The sequence below is a fragment of the Lacinutrix himadriensis genome (assembly GCF_001418105.1).
In the GTDB taxonomy this organism is placed as follows: domain Bacteria; phylum Bacteroidota; class Bacteroidia; order Flavobacteriales; family Flavobacteriaceae; genus Oceanihabitans; species Oceanihabitans himadriense.
The window spans coordinates 117,069-138,921 of the sequence record NZ_LIQI01000031.1 but is presented as its reverse complement, the minus strand read 5'-3'; the positions used below and the strand labels follow the sequence as shown (position 1 = coordinate 138,921).

The following is a 21,853-nucleotide window of genomic DNA, read 5'->3' as shown; positions in this document are numbered from 1 at the left end:
ATAATTATGAAAACACTAAAAAAAGTATTTTTACTAATAACGAGCATTAGTAGTTTAATGCTTACCGCACAAACTGTAGATTTAGTTGCTAGCGTTGATGCAATTCCTCCTTTAAATATAGGTCAGACATTCACGTATTCACTTCAAGCTGTAGCAGGAACAACGGAATACCTTGGCTTGCAAATTGACCTAGAATACAATCCCTCTGTTATTCAATTAAACAGCCTAACACCTGATGAGTCTATAATAGTTAATATTGGTACTCCAGGAATTGGTACGCTTGGAGAAATCACCTATGGTGCTGGCGCTGCTGGGGCTACTTATTCTGGAACAGCACCTCTATTTACTGCTGTTTTTGAAGTTATAAGCACCAGTGAAAGTGTCATGATTGAACATCAATTATATGATAATGCAACTAATGGTAATGGTACCATCGTTATAAATTCCGCTTTAGAAAACGTAACTGGTAGCTCAAACAGTATTATACTAGCAACACTTACCTCTCAAGAAAACAACTTTAGCGAAAGTCTTTCTATATTTCCAAACCCTGCAAGTGATGTGCTTTATATCAAAACAAATACGGCTTCAGAAATTAACAGCATAAGTATTCACAGTATCGATGGGAAACGTATCCAGCAAATAGAAGATATAAATCCTATTTCAAACCAAATAGCTATTCCTATTCGACATCTAGAAGATGCGCTTTATTTTTTAACCATTAGATCAGTAGCAAACGAGGTTGCCACTTTTAAAGTACTAATTAATCAATAATTTAGTTTTAGTAATGTGTTAGGATCTGGACAGTTAATTATAAAATTGTCCAGATTTTTTTTGCTACAAACGCCAGGATAATCCCCTAAATAATCTTCCATATTTCTTATAATCTGAAAGTGTAGATGTGGCGCATAATCGCCATTAACGGATGCATCTCCTAAGGTTGCAATACATGCTCCTGCTTGAAAAGGCTGCCCCACTTTTAAGTTATTTATAGATACTAGACTTAAATGGCCATAAAGCGTATAAAATACTTGCTCATTAATCTGATGCTTTAGAATTATGGTTGGTCCGTAATCTCCAAAATTAGTATTGTTTTTAAAACTATGTACTGTTGCATCTAAAGGTGTGTATATTTTAGTTCCTGCAGCAATCCATAAATCCATACCTAGATGTATGTTTCTCTCTTCCTCGATATTTTGGGGTTTAAAATACGTGCTACGTTTGTAGATATTTCGTTTTTCGGCATAACCACCAAAAGCCACTTTTTTATTGTGCTTTTTTAGATATTGCTCGACATAGGTTTGCCAAGCTTGAGAAGAAGAAACATTAAAAGTATTTAAGTCGGAATTGTTTTCCGATAAATCGATAGGAGTATATTCTGAAATCGGGATAGCAGCATCTAATACACGAAGCGGTTTTGTGTCGATGCTTTTTAAGAATAAGAGGAAATCTTCAGCATTCATTTAATCTAGTTTCTTTCAAAAGTAAGCATAAATGACTGAAGTTTAAAAAGAGATGTTTTGTTCTTCTACATTTATTATAGAATAGAAAACACCTTCAAACGGACAAAAATTATAGTTTAAAAATGGTTACTTTTTCACTACTACATTACTATACTTTGCGTTAATAACGATGGTTTTATTACTGTCACTATTTATAGTTTTACTAGAAGTACTTTCGTTATTATATAAAGATTTTGTGCCTTTATAAAATAAGTTATAATCGCCTTGAGGCAGTTTTACATTGGCTTCGCTATTTTCTAAAACAAGATTAATATTTTTAAAATCATTAGAAATATTTCCAATTACTAAATCGCCAAAACTACCATCAATTATGGCATTGCTCAAAATATTTTTAAGCATAACATTAGAAGAATTTGCGCTTAAAACCAAACTAGTAGCAGAATTTATTAGTGCTTGATCTACATAGTTCAGTTTTAATTCGCCTGCATTCCAATTTGTTATTCTAACAGGTGAATAGGAAACATTGATGGAAGTCTGGCTTCCATCAATGGTATTTGCTGTTAAACTAGCATGCGAAATATCTGCTTTTAAATTGTGTATTACAGATGTTAAATTAAGCGAGCCATGTCTTACATTCAATTTAAGTTTTGCTTTTTTAGGCATTTTAATTTTTATGGTCTTCTTTACTTTTAAGTTCGATTTTTTAGAACTAGAGAAAAGATCTTCAGGAGCATCGTTATACTTATCTCCTTCTCCTAAAGAGCGCTCTATGGATTCTTCAATACGTTTTCCTAGCGCCTCTCCCCAAGCTTCCATGTTTTCTTCAAAGTCGCTTTCTTCAATTGTTTTTTCTAAATTTTTCCCCCAAGCTTCCATCTTTTGCTCAAAATTCTTTCCAAATTCTTCTCCCCAAGCTTCCATGTTTTTTTCAAACGTACTTCCAAACTGTTCTCCAAATTTCTCTCCCCAAGCTTCCATTTTCTTTTCGTATTCTTTCCAATCTTTATCATCAAAGTTTTTCGCCCAGTTTTCCATCTTATCAGAATACTCTTTACCATATTTATCTTCGTATTCTTTACTCCATTTTTCTAGATACTCTTCCCCTTCTTCTTGGTATTTCTCATAGTCGAAATTAAAGTTATTCATACCATCTGGTAAATCTGGAAGGTTAGGCATTTTTGGCATATCTTTTATTTGCAAAGATTCCATTAAACCTTCTACCAATGGCATTACTGGTAAATCTGCCAGTTTAAATTCTAGTTCTTTAAGAGCATCTATGGAGCTTTCATCAAAAAGAGCAATCCCTTCGTTAGACCAAGAGTTTGATACTCCTTCTGTTTCAATGGTAACTAAATTTTTAGAACCATCTACTTTTACTTGCCAAGCATTGTAGGCTTTTTGCAATTCTTCATTAGACAGTATATCGCTTTCAATATATGCTTCAATTTCAATAACATCTTTGTTCCAAGTTTCAATTTCAATATTGGTATGACTTGTATTTAAATGTATTATAGCGTCTTTATCTACGTTGATAGATTGCGATATTTTTTCTAGCTTTTGTTGTGCCATACTACTTATAGCGACAAAAAGCGTTAGGATTGTTATTCTTAAATTTTTACTCACGTTATTCTTATGGTATAAATGTTCGTGAAAATTCTTTGATTTTTTCATTTTAGTATATCTTTTTAAATTACATCTGGATTGGCATCCAACGTACTTAAGGTTTTTAATTGTTCTTTTAATCGGTGCAATAAGTTTAATCTAAATTTCAAATTATCGATAAGTGCATTAATGGTTTGCTCGTCAGGACCATTGTTTGTTAACTCTACAGATAGCTTACTGTATTCCTTTTTTAAATCTTCTAAACGTTGTACATATCCATCAAACATTTCTTTGTTTTCTGGTGTTAATTTCACTTTAGATAGTTCTAGATTAATATTAGCTAAGTAATAATCTTCTACCTTTTTTAAGTCTGGAGATACATCTCCTAAGCTTTTAGTAGCAACAACTGTTGTATTATTATCTACAGGTACAACTGGATTATTAAAATACTTAAAGCCTCCATAACCTAAACCAACAAACAATACCATACTTGCAGCAATTTGTAACCAATTAAATTTAGGTTTTTGCTGTTCTGGCAATGCTTTGTTTAGTTTATCAAGAAATCTAGCTTCGTGATTTTCTGGCATTTTTTTATTTTGCTCTTGCAGATCTTGCTTTAATAAGTCTCTAATATCTTGTGCCATCTTTTCTGTGTTTTAATAATTCTTGCAATTTTTGTTTTCCTCTAGATAACTGGGTTCTAGATGCTACTTGCGATATGTTTAAAATCTCTGAGATTTCTTGATGATCATAACCTTCTAATAAAAAAAGCGTAATCACATATTTGTATTTTTCGGGTAAAGTATCTATCGCATTTTTAACTTCTGTTACCGTTGTTGTGTCATCTACTAACCATTTGTCATCATTGGAAGTATCTATTACTTTTAAGTGCACTTCTTCTAATGCAACTACTTGTTGCTTTTTAGATTTTAAATAATCGATACTTTTATTAACAACAATTCGTTTTAACCAAGCACCAAAAGTAACTTCTGCTTTATATTGATGTAGTTTCGAAAATGCTTTAATAAAAGCCTCTTGCACTACATCTTCTGCTTCTGCTGCATCCTTTACAAACCGATTAGCAACTATATACATACCATTGCAATACTGGTTGTACAACTGCATTTGTGCTAGTCGGTTGTTCTGTTTGCATTTTTCAATAATTTCTGTTTGAAACACGCTTTTTAGTTTTGGTTTTTGGTTTGTTCTCCTTAAAGACGATTAAAAAATCATAGTGTTGCAAAAAAGATAATATATTTTTAATAATTGGTAAGAAATTTGCATTACCTTTTTAAAGGTGCTTACTTTAAAGTATCTTTACATTCTTAATTTATACTAAAAAATTTGTAAAAATGAATAGGTTTTTAAAATGGGTTATCGGTTTATTAGCTATTGCATTAGTTGCCGTTTCTATATATTCATATAAAAATGACGGCTTATTAAGCAGTAGATTAAGTCCGGAAAAAACAGTAAGCTTTCAAGTAGAAGATATTAAGCTACAAGTTTTTTATAATAGACCCTCTAAAAGAGATCGTGAAGTTTTTGGTGCACTTGTACCATACAATCAAGTTTGGCGTACAGGAGCTAATGAAGCTACTACTTTTGAAACCAATAAACCTTTAAGAATTGGTAAAGATTCGCTTCCTGCTGGAAAATATACGGTTTGGACTATACCTCATGATTCTACATGGAATGTCATGTTTAACTCCAAACAATATTCTTGGGGCGTAGATATGGAAATGAAACCTATGCGTGTTCCAGAATTTGATGTGGTAAACATTAGTGTTCCTGTAAAGAAAATAGATACTACTGTGGAGCAATTCACTATTGGTTTTGATAATTCTACAGACAACTTATCTTTAACGATGGCTTGGGATAACACGATGGTTGTGGTGCCTCTTAAATAAGTATTCCCTGATAATTATCCGTTATTGATTAACATTTAAAAATCGTTTGGAAGAAAAACATAAATACACTCCATCTATAATTAACTCTATGAAAACACTTCTAAAAGGAGATGTTCATTTTGTTGAAAATTATAATAGTTGGGTTATTCATGTATTTGTAAAATGGAATAGAAGGAATACAACAATAACTATAAACTCCAGAAAAACAGATTTAAAATCTAATTTCCTTTCCTGTACGCTTAGTAAATCACAATTTTTCACTTTCATCTCCAGATCTGAAACGTATAATTTTAGAGGTGAAAAAAGTGTTTTTTCGGAATTGCTTCTTGAAAATGTAGAAACACAATGTTTAATGGATAGTAAAAATCCAAGCATAGAATTAGATGGGAAAAGTTTCCTTTTTAAAGGGGGTATTCGAAAAAAAGATTCCGAAAGTTTATCTAATATTTTTATATTATTTGAAACACTCATGGATGAAATAGATTCTTTAAATCAAGCTAGTCATTCTTAAAGATTCCAATTATTAATTATATCTTTATATCATACGGCTTGCAATAACCAAAGTTCTATCCATGAAAAAACTGCTAAAAATAAGCCTATTCCTTATCGGTTTATTGTTTATTTCTTACCTATACCTCATACAAGATTTTAAAAGAACAGCTCCTACCCTATATACCAATGGTAACATTATAACATTAAACCAACAGCAACCTTTTGCGGAAGCAATGTTTATTAAAGATGGTAAAATAGTAGAGATTGGTTCTGCCAAGCAACTTGAAAAACTCATCTCAAAAAGCGAATCTATTGTAGATTTAAAAGGAGCTACTGTATTACCAGGATTTATTGATCCGCATACCCACTTTTCTATAAGTATGTTTTTATCTGAAATGCACGATTTATCCGGATTTAAACACCGTTCTAACAACGAGGTTTGGAAGGATTTTGAAAACATCGTAAAAGAAACAAATAACGGAGAATGGATAATCTGCAAAGGAATTGATCCTATATTAGTATCCGATTTAATTCCCCCATCTATAACATACTTAGATAGCATTGCTCCAGAAAACCCTGTTCTTTTTTTTAGTCAGAGTTTACATAACTATTGGGCAAACACTAAGGCTTTTGAACTTGTAGGCATCCACAAAAACACGCCTAATCCAACAAATCATAGTTATTATGGTAAAGATAAAAAAGGCAACCTTAATGGTTTAATCGTAGAACAACAAGCGGTTAAACCGTTTTTCGACATCCTAAAGGAAGAAGTTTTAACACCAAAAAGACTTTCAAAAGCAGCTTCTAAAGTAATGTCTGACTATGCCAAAAATGGAAACACAACTATCGTATCTGCAGGAATTACTATTTCGGATAAAAAACCACTTTTATTATTTAATCATTTATCGAATAACAAACCGGAATTACTTGGGAATTTTTTAGGCAAAATTGGCATTCTTCCTAAAAGAAAACAAAGACCTAGACATTTTATGTATCTACGACATGACATGGCACATTTGTTACCAAAACAGATAAAAGAGAAAAATGATTTTTATGATATTGTAGGAATTAAACATTGGTATGATGGCTCGCCTTACATTGGTTCTATGTACCTAAGCGAACCTTATCTAAACACAGAACTCACAAATACCAAACTACACATTCCACTTAATAGTAAAGGGAAAGCCTTGATTAAAAAAGATAGTCTAAAAAACTTTATTAGAAAACAGCATTCCAAAGGATGGCAAATTGCAATGCATACACAAGGAGATGCGGCTATAAATGAAGTGATGGATGCTTTCGAGGAACTAGAAAACGAACTGGATTTCTCAACATCAAGACATCGATTAGAACACTGTTTACTATTTCCATTAGAAAATATGGATAGAATGAAAAGGTTAAATATTACGCCGAGTTTTCATATAAATCATTTGTATTATTATGGGGATGCTTTAAAAGCGGGTATTTTAGGAGAACAACGAGCCGAAAAAATATTACCAATACATACTGTACAAGATAATAACATAAAATACTCTTTGCACGCCGACCAACCAATGTTTGAAAGCAATCCTTTTAGACTCATACAAACTGCGGTAGAGCGTAAAACAATATCTGGAGACACATTAGGTAAAAACCAAAGTATAACCGTAATGGAAGCAATAAAAGCTTTAACCATAAATGCTGCTTGGCAAATTAACATGGAAGATAAAATAGGTTCTCTTGAAAAAGGGAAGTATGCTGATTTTATTATCCTAAATAAAAACCCTTTACAGACTAAAACCAGCGCATTGAGCGAAATAAAATGTTTAAAAACGTTTATAAATGGAAATGTCACAAATGAATAATAGTGAGAAAGTTAGTACTTTAAGTATGCATTCTTTCCTCACAATTATAATCTTATCCTATTTTAAATTCCATTTATATTTGCTAAATTAGGTACTTAAACCTTACATTTATTCCTTTATAAAATAGCTCAAATTTTGAACGTTTAAGAATAACATCGAAGTGGCAAAACAAAAAAAATCTGCATTACAAGAAAAGCAAGGAGTTTCACAAAATGAAATTACCAATGCTAGTTCTATAAATAAAATTAAACAAAAACGAAAAGCACAACCTAGTGCTGCAGATTTAGTTTCGCAGATTTTAAAAGGAAATATTACCGCATTAAGTAGAGCTATTACTTTAGTAGAAAGTAAGAACGCTGCGCATTTAGAAAAAGCAAACACCATAATTAAAGCCTGTTTAGCCCATGCAAACAAATCGGTTCGCGTTGGTATTACAGGAGTTCCTGGAGTTGGAAAAAGCACCTTTATTGAAGCTTTTGGAACGTATTTAACGAGTCAAGGAAAAAAGGTTGCTGTCTTAGCCATTGATCCTAGCAGTTCGCTAACCAAAGGAAGTATTCTTGGTGACAAAACCAGAATGGAAGACTTGGTAAAAGATAAAAATGCATTTATTAGACCTTCGCCTTCGGGAGAATCTCTTGGTGGTGTAGCTAGAAAAACACGAGAAACTATTATTCTTTGCGAAGCTGCTGGTTTTGATACTATTATTATTGAAACTGTTGGTGTTGGTCAAAGTGAAACTGCGGTACATAGTATGGTAGATTTCTTTTTACTGTTAAAACTCGCTGGAGCTGGAGACGAATTACAAGGTATAAAACGCGGTATTATAGAAATGGCCGATGCTATTGCTATTAATAAAGCAGATGGCGACAACGCAAGGAGTGCTAAAATTGCAAAAGTAGAATTCAACAGAGCGCTTCACCTCTATCCTGAAAAAGATTCTGGTTGGCAACCTAAAGTTACTTTATGTAGTGCTTTACACAACCAAGGTATTGCAGAAATTTGGACAATTATTGAAGAGTACATTTCTATTACCTCTAAAAATAATTACGGCAACCATAAACGAAACGAGCAAAACAAGTTTTGGCTACTTCAAACTATCGAAAACCGTTTAAAAACGGATTTCTTCAACAATGAAAAAATTAAAGATGCTCTACAAATACAGCTGCAACGAATTGAAGACAATGAAACGACTCCTTTTGCTGCTGCAGATTATTTATTGGGACTAGCGCAAGACTTGTAATTTTTAACACATTCGAATTTATTCTTTTCTATTGAATTTCGTTTAACACATGACATAAGCCCTTAAAACAACTTTATCTCTTACTAACCAGATAAAAAAACAAATCAATAAAAAAGCACCTTTTAAAAACGGTGCTTTTAGTTTTTCTATATTTTATAATTTAATATTAGTAATAAAACACAAAATTTACGACTCATACACAGCACGTATTTTATTGCAGCCCTTTTGCAGATATTAAATTTGGAATAACCACTGTATCTAAAAGTTACAATTATATAGAAACCATCAAAAAAATCCTTTTTAAAAGAAAGGAGATAAAAATATTATAATGACATTATTAAAAAATTTACACCTAAAGAATTCTGCTAAAAAAATGATTTTTCACTTCTTTAACGGACTTTTACTTTTTTGTTTCTTAAATGTAAAAGCACAAGATTCTGCCAAAAGTATAGATGTAATTATCGATGCAGATACGGCAAATGAAGTAGATGATTTATATGCTATTGTAAGCGCTATTTTACAGCCTAAATTTAATCTACACGCAATAACTTCTGCACAGTTCCATACTTCGCCTTTAGCTTCAGAAAATACGGTTATGGAAAGCCAAACCATTAATGAAGAAATTATTCGATTAATGGATGTGAAAGGAATTATGCTTCCGTTGGGGAGTAATAAACCATTAACAACATATGGAATACCTGCTCCTTCCGAAGCTTCTCGTGTTATCATTGAAACAGCCCATCAAATGAAAGAGCATCAAAAATTGCATGTCGTTATTTTGGGTTCTACTACCAATGTAGCTTCCGCTATTTTAGAAGATCCTTCCATAATTCCGAAATTAAAAGTACATTATCTTGGTTTTTGGCACACACCAGATACCAATGTGTATAATAAAAAAGAATTCAACTCTGGGAATGATCCTATTGCTGTAGAAGTTTTGCTCAACACCAAAACATTAGATCTTGACGTAATGACGGCGACCACTAGTCAGCATTTAACTTTCACAAAACAAGAAGTGGATAGCCATTTAAAAAATAAAAAAGGGATTGCCAGTTATTTAATAAACAGATGGGAAACCTATGATCGTTGGTGGACGAAAGAAGATCCTGAAAAGAAAAAATGGGTGATGTGGGATGTTGCTATTATTGAAGCTTTAGCATACCCAGAATTGTCTACTGTCAAACCATTTACAACACCTCCGGAAAACACACAGCGCAACATTGGTATACATACCCAAATAGACGTTCCTGCAATGAAAGCTAATTTCTGGAACGCTTTAAAAAATTTATAATCGAATACGTTTATGTTTATTGATCAACAAACTCCCATAGCAGCAATTAAAGGCCTTTTACAAAAGATTGGCTTTTTTAATACTACAGAAGAACACATTACCAAAGTAAGCAAACCTGGTGAAGGGAATATGAATGTCGTATTACGTGTTACTACTAATTTACGTTCCTTTATTTTAAAACAATCTAGACCGTTTGTTCAAAAATATAAAGATATTGAAGCGCCTATTGCACGTATTGATGTGGAGTATCAATTTTATAAAACGATTGCTAGCAATACTTTATTGAATAAGCACTTTCCTAAGATATTAAAATACAATTCGGAAAATCATTTACTAATTCTTGAAGATTTAGGCGCATGTGAAGACATGACGTATTTGTATAACACTGGTACATTAGAAACAAAACAACTGGAATTATTGGTTGAAATTGTTGCTAATATTCATAATGCAAAGGCACCTAAAGACTATCCGAAAAACACAGATTTACGTCTATTGAATTATCAGCATATTTTTGAACTTCCATTTATGGAAAACAATGGTTTTTCGTTAAATGAGATACAACCCGGATTAGAAAACCTTTCTACTGCCTACAAAAAAGACACCTTACTGAAAGCAAAAATTAAGGAGATAGGAAGTAAATATCTATCCGACGGTACGACTTTAATACATGGTGACTTTTATCCTGGAAGTTGGATGAACAAAAAGGAACGTGTGTATATTATTGACCCGGAATTTAGCTTTTTAGGTTTCCCAGAATTTGATCTTGGTGTTCTTGCTGCGCATGCTATTTTAATCGCTAAAAATAAAACAGCGCTTTCTATCATTCAAAAAAACTATCCGAATACTATCGATTCTGAACTTTTATCCCAAATAACCGGTATTGAAGTCATGCGTCGACTAATTGGATTAGCCCAACTACCAATTACCTTATCGTTAAAAGAAAAAGAAAGCCTACTGCAATTAGCCTATCCTTTAATAATGAGTCCTGGTAATAATTCTGTTACCTAATAATTATTTATTTGTTCACCAATTCAAACTGGGTATGAATATCGACTCCAAAATTTGCTTCTAATTCTTTCACACTCTTTTTGTAATATTCTGTTGCAGGTGGTAAGTTGAAGTTTTTCCAAAAAAGCGAGTCATATTTTACATCTACCTCTTCCATCTTGGTCTTATGTACATAGGTGTTTTTAGCGTCTAATTTCTTCTTATTCGTTTCTATTCCTAAAACAATCACCTCATTTCTCTTGGATAATTTTATTTTTTGATTTGTGGTTTGAAGTATTTTTTGATGCTCTTCACTTAAATCCATAAACCTCCTTGTATAATGGTTATGATAGCTTAAATAAAGTCTTCCATCTTTATTTTTTTTATAAATATAAACCACGTTGGAAGCTCTGTTTCTAGTTTTATACACCTTATACGTATCGACACCAATATAGAGCACTGGATCTAAATAATTTTTCCTTTTCTCCACTTGATTGACTCCTTGAATAATAACAATATCTTCGCCATCATAAGAGGTATCTCCTATTTTTGTCCATTTATAATTATTAATAGTAATACCTCTTCGCAAAGGATCTATTCTATTCATAAAATTTATTGGATAAATTCTTCCAATATTTGCGTTTTTGTAAAGACGATAATCTTCAGATTTTCTACCTTCTACCACCTCTATTTTGCGAACTTCTTGTCCGCCTTTCGGACCAATATCTCTAACTTTGACATAATGTTCTATAAAAAATTTAGCTTTATCATTTTCCACAGCAAAAAACCGATTCAGAATTTTTAATTCATGCGTAGCACTTACGGTATTTTCTTTTAAATTTTTAAAAGCTAATCTAACATATTGCTCCGGATTTAAGATACTAACTTCATCTAGCGATACGATATCTTCCTCTAAGATTATAGTTTTATCTTTTAATGCTAAAAACTCTTTTACAACTATTTTGGAAGTTATAAATCCTATAGAAGAAATTTCTAATGTATCTGCAATATTTTTCTTTGATAATTCTAAATAAAAGCGTCCGTCTTCATTACTTGAAGTACCAAGATATTTTGAGGGTATACCAATTGCAGCATAAGGAATACTTAATTGAGATTCGTCTAAAATAACACCTTCAATTTTAAGTTTATTTTCTTGGGATTGAACGGAAACACTTAATAAAAGACAAACAATAAATAACTTAAAGGAATGCATGCAATATGTTTTTGGGATTTATTAAATAGATATGCTAGACATAAATATACATCATTAAATTCAAATCCCGAATGTCTTAGTGAAACTATACCTTTTAAATTTGGATTCTATTTCTTAAAGGAATTACTTACCTTAAATAAAAACCATAAACCAACCTTAAAAAAAGCCTACAAAAAGTTTTCTTTATACCAATTCACTTGCGCTTCTACTCCTGCTAACAAAGTCGTTTCCGGATTGTAGTTTAGCAACTTTCTAGCTTTATCAATATTTGCCTTAGTGCGTAATTGATCTCCTATTCTAGCGTCTACATGATCTATTTTTATAGACTTCCCAATTACTTTTTCAACAGCTTCAATACCTTCTTGTGTAGTATGCTCTACTTCTGTCCCAAGGTTTATGATTTCACCATTTACTTTTTCTTCATTACTAATCACACTAACCACCCCATCTACAATATCACCAACATAAGTAAAACTTCGTAAGTGCGTTGCACTACCACTATATAAAGGAAAAGAAGTGTCATTATATGCACAAGCAATAAGTTTGGTGTACATTTTTTCTGGTCTTTCACGTGGGCCTATTACAGAGTATAAACGTAAAGAGCAGGCTTTAAAAATATTTTCTCTACTTTTTTGAAGTACTAATTGCTCTGCTGCTAATTTAGTAACCCCATAATGAGAAGCTGGTTTTACAGCAACTGTTTCTGGAAAAGTAGCTTCTAATCCGTAAATAGAAGAAGTACCAATATTTACAAACAATTCTAAATGGCTTAAAGTTAGTGCATAATCAATCAGGTTTTTGGTAGCAATGATATTGTTACTAAAATAATCTTCAAACGTAGATGTTTTAGATATTCCTGGTTGTGCAGCATAATGAAAGATATAGTTGATGTCTTTTGGTAAAACTTCCGCTAAATCGGTATCACGTAAATCTTTATTAATTATAGTAATTCCTTTATCTGTAAGGGCTTTTTCGTTTAGCTTCTTTAATTCTAAACTATAGTAAGATGAAAAATTATCAACACCAATAACTTCATGGCCTAAGCTACGTAAACGTTCTGCTGTATGTGAACCAATAAAACCTGCTGCTCCAGTTATTAAAATTTTCATGTGTATATCTATAATTTTTCAAAGGTTATATGTAACATCCATTTAATCTGTATTCTTGCTTATCAAGTTTTGGTTATGAATGTTACCTATAAAAGATTTATAACACAAAGAAACAGATTTTTTTTTACAAAGAATTTCTATTGGCCAAAAAAGAATACATTTGCAGTATTAAGTTTCGTATATATGAATTTCCAATTTACCATCATTGTTCCTGTGTATAATGAAGAAGATAATCTATTTCGTGTAGAAAAAGAATTACTTGCTTATACCAAAATAGCAACAAAGAAAACCAAAATTCTATTTGTAAATGATGGATCTAAAGACAAAAGCCAAGAATTAATCGAGGCTATTTGTAACAGAAACCCCGAATTCTCATTTATCTCTTTCGAATCTAACAGAGGATTAAGTGCTGCTGTTAAAGCTGGTTTTGATTATACGGAAACCGAATTTGTTGGTTATATAGATAGTGATCTACAAACTGCTCCTGAAGATTTTAATTTACTTTTAGAGCATATTGGTCCTTACGACTTGGTCACTGGAGTACGCGCTAACAGAAAAGATAGCTTTGTAAAAAATATGTCTTCAAAAATTGCCAATGGCATTAGACGAAGTTTTACCCATGACGGCATGGACGATACTGGTTGTCCGTTAAAAGTGATAAAAACAGACTACGCTAAACGTATTCCTATGTTTAGAGGTTTACATCGATTTTTGCCTGCAATGATTTTATTGCAAAACGGAAAAGTAATTCAAATTCCTGTGCAACACTTTCCTAGAATTGCTGGTCAAGCAAATTTCGGGGTATGGAATCGATTGCTTGGTCCTTTGGCAGATTGCTTTGCTTATTTATGGATGAAAAGAAAATACATTAATTATAAAGTTGCAAAACAAGGTTAATACCTATTTAACCATAAAACATATTATCTTGTTCTATTTACATTTAAAAATACCTGCGATTTTGAAACAACATTTTATAATTAAATTGGTATAATGAGTACTTGGATAATATATAGCATTGGGTTTGCAGCACAAATATTATTCTCCTCTCGACTAATAATACAATGGATTACTAGCGAAAAACAAAAAAAAGTAACGACACCTACACTTTTCTGGACACTAAGCTTATTCGCTTCCTTTTTATTATTTGTATATGGTTATTTACGTGATGACTTTGCTATTATGCTAGGTCAAGGACTCACCTATTTTATTTATATAAGAAATTTACAATTGCAAAAGCAATGGGAGAAATTCCCCAAAGTAATGCGTTGGTTCTTACTTTTAGTTCCTGTTTTTATTTCTATATTTTATTTTAATAACAATACTATTGACGTAGAACGCTTGTTTAAAAACGAAGCCATTCCGTTTTGGCTATTGGCTTTAGGTATTGTTTCGCAAGTAGTTTTCACGTTACGTTTTGTATTTCAATGGCTATATTCCGAAAAACAAAAAGAATCTTCTTTACCTTTAGGTTTTTGGCTACTAAGCTTAATTGGCTCTATTTTAATTTTAACCTATGCTATTATTAGAAAAGATCCTGTATTATTTATAGGACAGCTTTTTGGAGCCGTTATTTATAGTCGGAATTTAATGTTGCTAAAAAAGAGTCATGTTAAAAACACTTGAAAAATACCCCGTAATTAGTATCTGCATATTGGTAGCATTCATGCTTTTACCGAACCTAGAAGCTATTCCTGTTTCTATTATGGAAGCTCGAAATTTTATTACTGCTCGTGAAATGCATGTAGATAATAATTGGCTATTAACCACAATGAATGGCATCGCGCGTTACCAAAAGCCACCTCTACCAACTTGGCTAGCTGCTATTTCCAGTTTTATTTTCGGGATCAAAAGTGTTTTTGGTTTGCGTTTACCAGCGGTGATTATGGTAATGCTTATTGGAACTTTTGTTTATAAATTATCGCATACACTACTTAAAAATAACCAGCACAGTTTTATAAATGCCTTAATTACCATTAGCTCTTTTTATATCATTGGAATTATTATAGAAGCACCTTGGGATATTTTTGCACATGGTTTTATGCTAGTAGCTATTTTTCATTTGCTGCAACTTTTTAATAAAAAGACAAACTACTGGAAACACACCATTATTTCTGGAATTTTTATTGGATTATCCTTTATGTGTAAAGGCCCCGTTTCGATGTATGCATTACTACTACCGTTTTTAATAGCGTATGGATTTACATTTAAATATACCCATTTTAAAGCGAAAGCATTTTCGTATGTCAGTATTATTATCCTAACCGCAATCATTGGACTTGGTGGTTTATCTATGTAAGATTGCAAGATCCTGCTACTTTTGAAGCGATTACTAAAAAAGAAACTGGTAATTGGTCGAGTTATAATGTGAGACCTTTTTATTACTATTGGAGCTTTTTTACACAAAGTGGTTTATGGACCATCCCTGCATTTATCAGCTTACTTTATCCCTATTTAAAAAATAGAGTGCGTAACAAAAAAGCCTACCGATTTAGCCTTTTATGGACTGTACTTGCCGTTGTTTTACTTTCAATAATTCCGGAAAAAAAATCGCGTTACCTCATGCCTGTTCTAATTCCGTTGTCCATAAACATTGGTTTTTATATCGAATATTTAATCCGAAGATTTAAAGACTTAAAAGATAAAAAAGAAACCATTCCTGTCTATTTTAATTTCGGACTAATTGGTTGTATCGGAATCGCTTTTCCTGTTATAGCTTATGTGTTTTTAAAAGATAACTTAACAGGTTATTGGTTTTGGTATGTATTGGCATCTATCGTTTTAGTAACGCTCGGCATTTTGATTTTAATGCATTTAAAAAAGAAGAACATACAACAGGTTTTTATATATACCGTATTATTCTTCGCTTCGGTTTTACTAACTGCTCTACCGCTAAGTAATGCCTTTACTAGTGCGAACTATAAACCTATTTCTACGTTGCAAGAAGAAGCTTCAGCAAACCAACTAAAAGTATATGGTTTTAATTATGTTTCGCCAGAAATGATTTGGCAATTCGGAACTAAAATTCCGGAGATAAAAAATGAAGACAACATCTATAACTTTCCTAAAGAGAACACTTTTGGTATGCTGGCTAATGGTATAGATCCTGAAGATCAAAAAAAGTTAAACACCTTATATACTATAAAAAAAGTAGCTACTTACGACCTTAACAAAGTTGCTGCAGATTCTAGATCTTATAATGGCAGATTGATGTGTGATTATTATGTGCTGACTAGAAAATAAGACGAATTTCTCGCTTTAAATACTTATACAGATTCTTATTTAAACCTGCTCAGGCACAACATAGCGTTTAATAATATAGTTCATTATTTTATAAAACATAAAACCAGATAGTGCGCCAAAAGTCATTCCGCAAAGAATATCTAAAGGATAATGCACGCCTACATAAATTCTGCTATACGCAACAATTGCACTCCAAAGAAGTAAAATAAAAATGAGTTTTTTATAATAAGGTCTTAGTAATAAACCTGAAAAAACTGCTGCTGCCATGGTATTTGAGGCATGCCCTGAAAAGAAACCATAAGGTCCACAGCGCTCTGCTATAAAACGCATTTGTTCCATGACACCTTCTTGTCGGCAAGGTCTTGCACGTTGAAAACCGTGTTTAAAAAGATTGGTTATTTGGTCGGTAAACGTAACCATAAGTGCAATTAGCAAAACAGAAAAGACTAATGTTTTTAATCCGAATTGCTTATAGATTAAAAATAACAACAAAGCATACAAAGGGATAAAGGTGAGTTTATGCGTTATAATTAACCACAAAGCATCCCAAGTTGGAGTTCCTAAATTATTCAAAAATAAAAATAATTCTTTATCGTATTGTATCAGTTGGTCTAGCATTTTCTATTTTTTGGGCGTTCCTTTTTGCTCCTATCTGTCATGTTTAGATACCAAAAACAAGTTTAGTACTAATCCTTCAGAATAGCAAAAAGTCAGGCTTTACGTTACAATCTTTTTTAAGAAAAATAAAAAAGGATTTTCACTGCAATCCTTAACGCAATTATTCATCGTAACGCGCTACTTCTCTATCGTAAAAAGCAGTCGCTTCTGTTATTAGATTCTCTGTTTCTAGTTCTAGTTCTTTTTGATCGTGTTGGTCAAAATCTTCTAGCCATTCTACTTCATCGTCTTCCAAGTTGATAATAAACATTGGAAATTCGGTATGTATTACAAAGATTGCATTTGGATGATCTGTATTGTCACCAAGTATAAATTTAGGTAGTTCCATGTTTTGATTTAATTAATTTTTTAGTCAAATAGTTAAAACGAATATACAATAATATAGATGCAGTTGTTAGTCCTGCAAGTAAGCCTAGCCAAATACCAAAACTAGCATAAGCATCTTCTTTACCAAAAAACCAGCTGATTGGAAAACCAACTAGCCAATAGGAAATAAAGGTAATAATGGTTGGTATTTTTACATCTTGCAAACCACGTAAAGCGCCAAGCACTACCACTTGAATACTATCGCTGATTTGAAAAATGGCTGCTGCAAGCATTAATTTAGACGCAATAGCAACTACTTCGGTATTGTCTACCAAGTTTTTGGCATCATCAAAATCTACATATAACTTCGGTAACTGATTACGAAATGCAAAAAAGAGCAAAGCAAAACAGGTTGCAAAAATGATTCCTAGTAAAAATAACGAAAAAGCAATTCTTCGCAATTCCACATAATTCTGTAATCCTTTTTGGTTACCTACTCGTACCATAGAAGCAACACTTAAACCCATTGCAATCATAAAAGTCATGGAGCTTAAATTTAATGCTATTTGGTTTGCAGCTTGCGGATTTTTACCTAGTAAACCACTTAGCCATATAGCAGCTGTAAAAATGGCAACCTCAAAAAACATTTGCATAGCACTTGGTGTTCCTAAACCAATAATTTTTTTCATCATGCTACTTTCTAACACGAAAAATTTAATATTGGTAACATAGTCTTTCGATTTTTCTTTTCCTCTTAATAGCCACCATAAATAGATCACCATGACAACGCGGGAAACTAAAGTACCATAAGCGGCTCCAATAATACCAAGTTCTGGAAAACCAAACTTTCCAAAAATAAATAAGTAGTTTAAAACCACATTGATCACATTCGCTAAAATGGTTGCATACATGGGATATTTAGTCATAGATAAACCATCACTAAATTGTTTAAAAGCTTGAAATATAATTAACGGAATTAAAGAAAAAGCAACCAGATCTAAATAAGGAATAGCAAAGGCAACAACTTCTTCTGGTTGTTGCATAAGATACATAAGCGGTTTGGCAAAATATACCATAAAGAATAGGGAAACACCCAAAACCGTACACAAAAACAAACCGTGTTTAAAAGCCGATTTCCCTTGTTTAAAATCGTTTGCAGCATCTGCTTCTGCAACTAAAGGTGTGATTGCGGTACTAAAACCAATTCCTATAGACATGGCTATAAAAATAAAGCTATTACCAAGAGAAACCGCCGCTAATTCTGCAGTACCCAATTGGCCAACCATAATATTATCTATAAACTGAACAAAGGTATGACCTAGCATACCTAGCATTACAGGAGCTGCAAGTTTCCAGTTATATTTAAATTCTTTTGTATAATCTTGTAATACCATTTGGCAAAAGTAGTGCTTCGGTTTTTGCTATGCGAATAAATTTTATGAATTAATGAAGGTACTTCCTTTTAATTAAAGTTCCAGTTATCTGCATAAATTCCATAAATAAATTCCATTTCGTTTAAGACGGTATAGCTTTCATCTTTCCATTTATCAAAGGAAATATTATAGGCATATATTTTCACCCCTTTATCTTTTAAGCTGGTGTAATATGTTTTATTACTAATTATTGATTTTCTAGAAACCGTTATATATTTGATATTTAGATCTTCAATAAGCTTTATTTTTTGACTGATATTTAATCCTTTAAAAACTTTTGGCGCTGCTAAACACTTAATATTATTACTGTTTGCTTCTATAATAGCTTTTTTAGAAAACAACTCCATTCTTAGTCTATTCTTATCCACAAATGTGTCTGCAAATTCTTTAGGTGTATTCACTTTGTCTGTTACCAGAACGGCATCTTTATGGTTTTTAAACCATGCATTAATTTCGACCATAGATAAAGGAGAATACTTGCCCTTATTTTTCACACTCCTAAATGTTTTAAGCGTAATAGTATCTTCTGGTTTAAAGAAATTATCTTTTTTCCATTTACCCCAATCGTGAGCAGCAACAAAATGATTATCTATTGTTTTAATAATATCTAGTTCAAAATACTTAAAACCTCTACTATAATTATAATTTAAAGCCTCTAAAGAATTTGTATAGGTGTTACCATCTACGGCTCCTCCTGCATGTGCTATAAATCTTGTGGGATCTTTTTTTATGGTATTAATTTGACTTTTATATTTGTCATCTTGCGTAATATTTATTTGAGAAAAAAGTGTTTCATCATCCATTTGCTCTACAAATACGCCGTTTTCAAAGTAGGAGATATAGGCATACCCTTTATGTATAGATTTAAGTTTATTGAGTCCTAATTCTTTTAATTCCACTCTTAATTCATGAGACCCTATCTCTTCTACATTATCTGCGACAATAATAAATCGGCTGTTTTCCTGTTTTAACTGTCTAATTCTTTTTATAAGCTTATTAACAGACACATTATCAGTCTTAAACAACTGGGTCCAACTAGGATTATCTAATTGAATAATATTTAATCCTTTAGAGATTTTTAATTTTCTATTATTTAATACTATGGAAGAAGGAACACTACTTATAGACCCTAAATTTGAAGCACTGGTAACATAAAATGTACCTTCGGTATTATTTACTTTAAAATATTTATTTTCAACGATAGTTTCACTTTTAAAATCATACTCCTCTAATAGTTTTAAATCTTCTAAGTCTTCTTTTAGAATCTCTATTTCGTTTGTAAAATATCTTTTTGCTTTACTGATAAGACCTCCTTTTCTGATAAAAACATTAACTCGATTAACATCTTTTATATCCAATACAATATTAACTCTATCGTCTAGATGATTACTAAAACCTTTATCGTTTTTCCTTTTATAATGTTTAACTCTCATGTGTTCATCAAAAACAAAGAAGTGATATCTATAATCATCTATAGACAAACTATCGGTTTCAAATTGAAGGGAATTATCGTTAGTTTTAAGCTTTATGGTATTTACTGTTAGTGAATCTTTAAAATCTTTTAAACTAATTTTAAAATCTTTATTAAAACCGTTTATACTAATAGAGGCTTCATTAAGTGCTAAAATTTTCTTCTTATTATTTTCAATGAATGCTTTTTTGTCTCCTTTTATATAGTCGGTTAAAAATTTCGCATTATGTTTAATTTCTGCTCCTTCTAAAATTATTCTAGGAAGATCTATTTGCTCTATAGCTTGGCTTGCTTTTATTGTACTTAGGTTCTCTTTATTAGCATTAGACAATAAAAATAAAGATCTATTTTCCTTATCCATTTTTTCTAAAACATTAATACTATTCCCCATGATTAAATGATCTGGAAAAATATAAAAAGTAGTATTTTCTAGGATTCCTTTAGTATCCAAAAATTTTATAAAATCTTGAATCATAAAATCTACAGAAGCAATCATAAACTCAAAATCGGTTTCTTTTTTAGATATATGCTTCTCCATTCTTTCATCGTATTTTCCATTTGGTAAATGGGTACTAATAGTAGAGAGATATAGTGCAAAAGGAGCATTTTTATTGTTCAGATCTAAGACTTGTTCTTTTGCTTCAGTAAATAAATCGAAGTCATGCACACCAAAAGATTGTTTCCCATATTTTTCGTCATAATACGATTGCTCAAAATGCTTAATACCATACGTTTTAAGCAAATCGTTTACTCCTGAAAATTCAGGATTACCTATTAAATACAATTGATTGTAACCTGCTTTATCAAGCACATGGCTAATTCCTGTTATTTTTGAAGCAACGGCATTTTGAAAAATCGAATTTCCTTGACCTTTAAAAAACATAGGTGTTCCGGTAAGATAGGTATACATCGATCCTGTAGTCCACTCACTACCATCTCCTTGATTCATATTAAAAAAACTATACTTGTTTTTAAAAGCATTTAAGTTGGGTGTTAATTTCTTTAAATCGTCTTCTAGAAATCCTCTTTCATAAGATTCTAAAGAAATAACCACAATATTCTTCCCTTTTTCAGCCTTTAGATCTTTAGCATATACATAGTCTTTTTCGTCTATCTTTAAATTGCTTAAGGCATTATCTAGAGTAACTTCTGCAACCGTATTCAGTTTAAATATTTTATAAATATTATTAAAAACGCTATCCGAAATATTTAATAGAATAAAGCTTATTAAAGCAATAACAATTACGAACGTTTTTTTAATTTTAGTATTAAATCTAGTGTAGATAAATTTAAAAAGAAGAAAGACTACTATGGTAAATACAATTAAGAAAATTGCTTCCTTCCATAAAAACCATATACTTTTGGATACATCATTAAAATTAAAATGTTGGTAAAACTTATAATCTATTAGACTACCACCATAATATAAAGAACAGCATTCTAGGCTAAAAAAGGCACTCAGTATTACAGAAATAACAGTGCGTAGTTTTGCATTAGAAATAAGAAATAAGATAGCACTGCAAAAAAATAGTAGAATTATAATTTGAATGAAAGGGAACATGTATATGTTTATTTTT

Annotated in this window: 21 protein-coding genes; 11 read left to right on the top strand and 10 right to left on the bottom strand. The window is 31.6% G+C overall.

The window, feature by feature from the left end:
- The first annotated feature begins 6 nt into the window (after positions 1 to 6).
- Positions 7 to 771: a T9SS type A sorting domain-containing protein gene (locus tag AMD28_RS16595; RefSeq protein WP_083478357.1), complete on the top strand. Its 765-nt coding sequence runs from the start codon at positions 7 to 9 to the stop codon at positions 769 to 771.
- Here AMD28_RS16595 and AMD28_RS16590 read toward each other — a convergent pair.
- From AMD28_RS16590 to AMD28_RS16575, 4 genes are all read right to left on the bottom strand, one after another.
- The gene (locus AMD28_RS16590) at positions 765 to 1,460 is read right to left on the bottom strand and encodes a peptidoglycan DD-metalloendopeptidase family protein (protein ID WP_055445261.1); all 696 of its coding nucleotides are present in this window, start codon (positions 1,458 to 1,460) and stop codon (positions 765 to 767) included. The genes AMD28_RS16595 and AMD28_RS16590 overlap by 7 nt on opposite strands.
- 126 nt (positions 1,461 to 1,586) lie before the next feature.
- Complete coding sequence (locus AMD28_RS16585; protein WP_152975641.1) at positions 1,587 to 3,131, bottom strand: hypothetical protein; 1,545 nt, start codon at positions 3,129 to 3,131, stop codon at positions 1,587 to 1,589.
- Positions 3,132 to 3,145: 14 nt separating this feature from the next.
- Positions 3,146 to 3,706 carry a hypothetical protein gene (locus AMD28_RS16580; RefSeq protein ID WP_055445259.1) on the bottom strand — a complete coding sequence of 187 codons (561 nt, stop codon included), beginning with the start codon at positions 3,704 to 3,706 and terminating at the stop codon, positions 3,146 to 3,148.
- Positions 3,690 to 4,241, bottom strand: a complete 552-nt coding sequence (locus AMD28_RS16575; RefSeq protein WP_083478356.1) for an RNA polymerase sigma factor — start codon at positions 4,239 to 4,241, stop codon at positions 3,690 to 3,692. Before AMD28_RS16575 ends, AMD28_RS16580 begins: the two co-directional genes overlap by 17 nt.
- Before the next feature lie 173 nt (positions 4,242 to 4,414).
- On the opposite strand from AMD28_RS16575, the gene AMD28_RS16570 reads away from it, so the two are divergent.
- The 6 genes from AMD28_RS16570 to AMD28_RS16545 all read left to right on the top strand — a co-directional run bounded on the left by AMD28_RS16570 (position 4,415) and on the right by AMD28_RS16545 (position 10,847).
- The gene (locus AMD28_RS16570; protein WP_055445258.1) at positions 4,415 to 4,969 is read left to right on the top strand and encodes a DUF2911 domain-containing protein; all 555 of its coding nucleotides are present in this window, start codon (positions 4,415 to 4,417) and stop codon (positions 4,967 to 4,969) included.
- Between the two features lie 88 nt (positions 4,970 to 5,057).
- Entirely contained in the window at positions 5,058 to 5,480 is a 423-nt protein-coding gene (locus AMD28_RS16565; protein WP_152975640.1) for a hypothetical protein, read from the top strand.
- A gap of 61 nt (positions 5,481 to 5,541) precedes the next feature.
- Entirely contained in the window at positions 5,542 to 7,305 is a 1,764-nt protein-coding gene (locus AMD28_RS16560; RefSeq protein ID WP_055445256.1) for an amidohydrolase, read from the top strand.
- A 160-nt stretch (positions 7,306 to 7,465) separates the two neighbouring features.
- Entirely contained in the window at positions 7,466 to 8,548 is a 1,083-nt protein-coding gene (gene meaB, locus AMD28_RS16555) for a methylmalonyl Co-A mutase-associated GTPase MeaB (RefSeq protein ID WP_055445255.1), read from the top strand.
- Between the two features lie 328 nt (positions 8,549 to 8,876).
- Positions 8,877 to 9,839: a nucleoside hydrolase gene (locus AMD28_RS16550; protein ID WP_055445254.1), complete on the top strand. Its 963-nt coding sequence runs from the start codon at positions 8,877 to 8,879 to the stop codon at positions 9,837 to 9,839.
- Between the two features lie 12 nt (positions 9,840 to 9,851).
- Positions 9,852 to 10,847: a phosphotransferase gene (locus AMD28_RS16545; protein ID WP_055445253.1), complete on the top strand. Its 996-nt coding sequence runs from the start codon at positions 9,852 to 9,854 to the stop codon at positions 10,845 to 10,847.
- Positions 10,848 to 10,854: 7 nt separating this feature from the next.
- Here AMD28_RS16545 and AMD28_RS16540 read toward each other — a convergent pair whose 3' ends face one another.
- Both AMD28_RS16540 and AMD28_RS16535 read right to left on the bottom strand, forming a co-directional pair.
- A complete protein-coding gene (locus AMD28_RS16540; RefSeq protein WP_055445252.1) occupies positions 10,855 to 12,039 on the bottom strand; it encodes a carboxypeptidase-like regulatory domain-containing protein in 1,185 nt (394 codons plus the stop codon).
- A 167-nt stretch (positions 12,040 to 12,206) separates the two neighbouring features.
- Positions 12,207 to 13,148, bottom strand: coding sequence for an NAD-dependent epimerase/dehydratase family protein (locus AMD28_RS16535; protein ID WP_055445251.1), 942 nt, complete (start codon positions 13,146 to 13,148; stop codon positions 12,207 to 12,209).
- A gap of 183 nt (positions 13,149 to 13,331) precedes the next feature.
- Here AMD28_RS16535 and AMD28_RS16530 point away from each other — a divergent pair, with 183 nt between their 5' ends.
- From AMD28_RS16530 to AMD28_RS18965, 4 genes are all read left to right on the top strand, one after another.
- Complete coding sequence (locus AMD28_RS16530; protein ID WP_055445383.1) at positions 13,332 to 14,045, top strand: glycosyltransferase family 2 protein; 714 nt, start codon at positions 13,332 to 13,334, stop codon at positions 14,043 to 14,045.
- Between the two features lie 93 nt (positions 14,046 to 14,138).
- Entirely contained in the window at positions 14,139 to 14,771 is a 633-nt protein-coding gene (locus AMD28_RS16525) for a lipid-A-disaccharide synthase N-terminal domain-containing protein (protein WP_055445250.1), read from the top strand.
- Positions 14,755 to 15,444 carry an ArnT family glycosyltransferase gene (locus tag AMD28_RS18970; protein WP_241492538.1) on the top strand — a complete coding sequence of 230 codons (690 nt, stop codon included), beginning with the start codon at positions 14,755 to 14,757 and terminating at the stop codon, positions 15,442 to 15,444. The genes AMD28_RS16525 and AMD28_RS18970 overlap by 17 nt, the downstream gene beginning before the upstream one ends.
- Before the next feature lie 2 nt (positions 15,445 to 15,446).
- Positions 15,447 to 16,388: a hypothetical protein gene (locus AMD28_RS18965; protein ID WP_241492537.1), complete on the top strand. Its 942-nt coding sequence runs from the start codon at positions 15,447 to 15,449 to the stop codon at positions 16,386 to 16,388.
- Between the two features lie 39 nt (positions 16,389 to 16,427).
- Here the strand turns inward: AMD28_RS18965 and AMD28_RS16515 are convergent, their stop codons facing one another.
- The 4 genes from AMD28_RS16515 to AMD28_RS16500 form a co-directional block, all read right to left on the bottom strand.
- A complete protein-coding gene (locus AMD28_RS16515) occupies positions 16,428 to 17,006 on the bottom strand; it encodes a phosphatase PAP2 family protein (protein WP_055445249.1) in 579 nt (192 codons plus the stop codon).
- A gap of 160 nt (positions 17,007 to 17,166) precedes the next feature.
- Positions 17,167 to 17,394, bottom strand: coding sequence for a hypothetical protein (locus AMD28_RS16510; RefSeq protein WP_055445248.1), 228 nt, complete (start codon positions 17,392 to 17,394; stop codon positions 17,167 to 17,169).
- Positions 17,381 to 18,766 (bottom strand): MATE family efflux transporter, encoded by a 1,386-nt coding sequence (locus tag AMD28_RS16505; protein WP_055445247.1) that lies wholly within the window; start codon positions 18,764 to 18,766, stop codon positions 17,381 to 17,383. The genes AMD28_RS16510 and AMD28_RS16505 overlap by 14 nt, the downstream gene beginning before the upstream one ends.
- Before the next feature lie 68 nt (positions 18,767 to 18,834).
- Complete coding sequence (locus AMD28_RS16500; RefSeq protein ID WP_055445246.1) at positions 18,835 to 21,837, bottom strand: sulfatase-like hydrolase/transferase; 3,003 nt, start codon at positions 21,835 to 21,837, stop codon at positions 18,835 to 18,837.
- Between the last annotated feature and the right edge of the window lie 16 nt (positions 21,838 to 21,853).

Coding starts and splice junctions, on each gene's coding strand:
- AMD28_RS16595 (WP_083478357.1), top strand. CDS start 7: ATGAAAACACTAAAAAAAGTATTTTTACTAATAACGAGCATTAGTAGT.
- AMD28_RS16590 (WP_055445261.1), bottom strand. CDS start 1,460: ATGAATGCTGAAGATTTCCTCTTATTCTTAAAAAGCATCGACACAAAA.
- AMD28_RS16585 (WP_152975641.1), bottom strand. CDS start 3,131: ATGAAAAAATCAAAGAATTTTCACGAACATTTATACCATAAGAATAAC.
- AMD28_RS16580 (WP_055445259.1), bottom strand. CDS start 3,706: ATGGCACAAGATATTAGAGACTTATTAAAGCAAGATCTGCAAGAGCAA.
- AMD28_RS16570 (WP_055445258.1), top strand. CDS start 4,415: ATGAATAGGTTTTTAAAATGGGTTATCGGTTTATTAGCTATTGCATTA.
- AMD28_RS16565 (WP_152975640.1), top strand. CDS start 5,058: ATGAAAACACTTCTAAAAGGAGATGTTCATTTTGTTGAAAATTATAAT.
- AMD28_RS16560 (WP_055445256.1), top strand. CDS start 5,542: ATGAAAAAACTGCTAAAAATAAGCCTATTCCTTATCGGTTTATTGTTT.
- AMD28_RS16550 (WP_055445254.1), top strand. CDS start 8,877: ATGACATTATTAAAAAATTTACACCTAAAGAATTCTGCTAAAAAAATG.
- AMD28_RS16545 (WP_055445253.1), top strand. CDS start 9,852: ATGTTTATTGATCAACAAACTCCCATAGCAGCAATTAAAGGCCTTTTA.
- AMD28_RS16540 (WP_055445252.1), bottom strand. CDS start 12,039: ATGCATTCCTTTAAGTTATTTATTGTTTGTCTTTTATTAAGTGTTTCC.
- AMD28_RS16535 (WP_055445251.1), bottom strand. CDS start 13,148: ATGAAAATTTTAATAACTGGAGCAGCAGGTTTTATTGGTTCACATACA.
- AMD28_RS16530 (WP_055445383.1), top strand. CDS start 13,332: ATGAATTTCCAATTTACCATCATTGTTCCTGTGTATAATGAAGAAGAT.
- AMD28_RS16525 (WP_055445250.1), top strand. CDS start 14,139: ATGAGTACTTGGATAATATATAGCATTGGGTTTGCAGCACAAATATTA.
- AMD28_RS18970 (WP_241492538.1), top strand. CDS start 14,755: ATGTTAAAAACACTTGAAAAATACCCCGTAATTAGTATCTGCATATTG.
- AMD28_RS16515 (WP_055445249.1), bottom strand. CDS start 17,006: ATGCTAGACCAACTGATACAATACGATAAAGAATTATTTTTATTTTTG.
- AMD28_RS16510 (WP_055445248.1), bottom strand. CDS start 17,394: ATGGAACTACCTAAATTTATACTTGGTGACAATACAGATCATCCAAAT.
- AMD28_RS16505 (WP_055445247.1), bottom strand. CDS start 18,766: ATGGTATTACAAGATTATACAAAAGAATTTAAATATAACTGGAAACTT.
- AMD28_RS16500 (WP_055445246.1), bottom strand. CDS start 21,837: ATGTTCCCTTTCATTCAAATTATAATTCTACTATTTTTTTGCAGTGCT.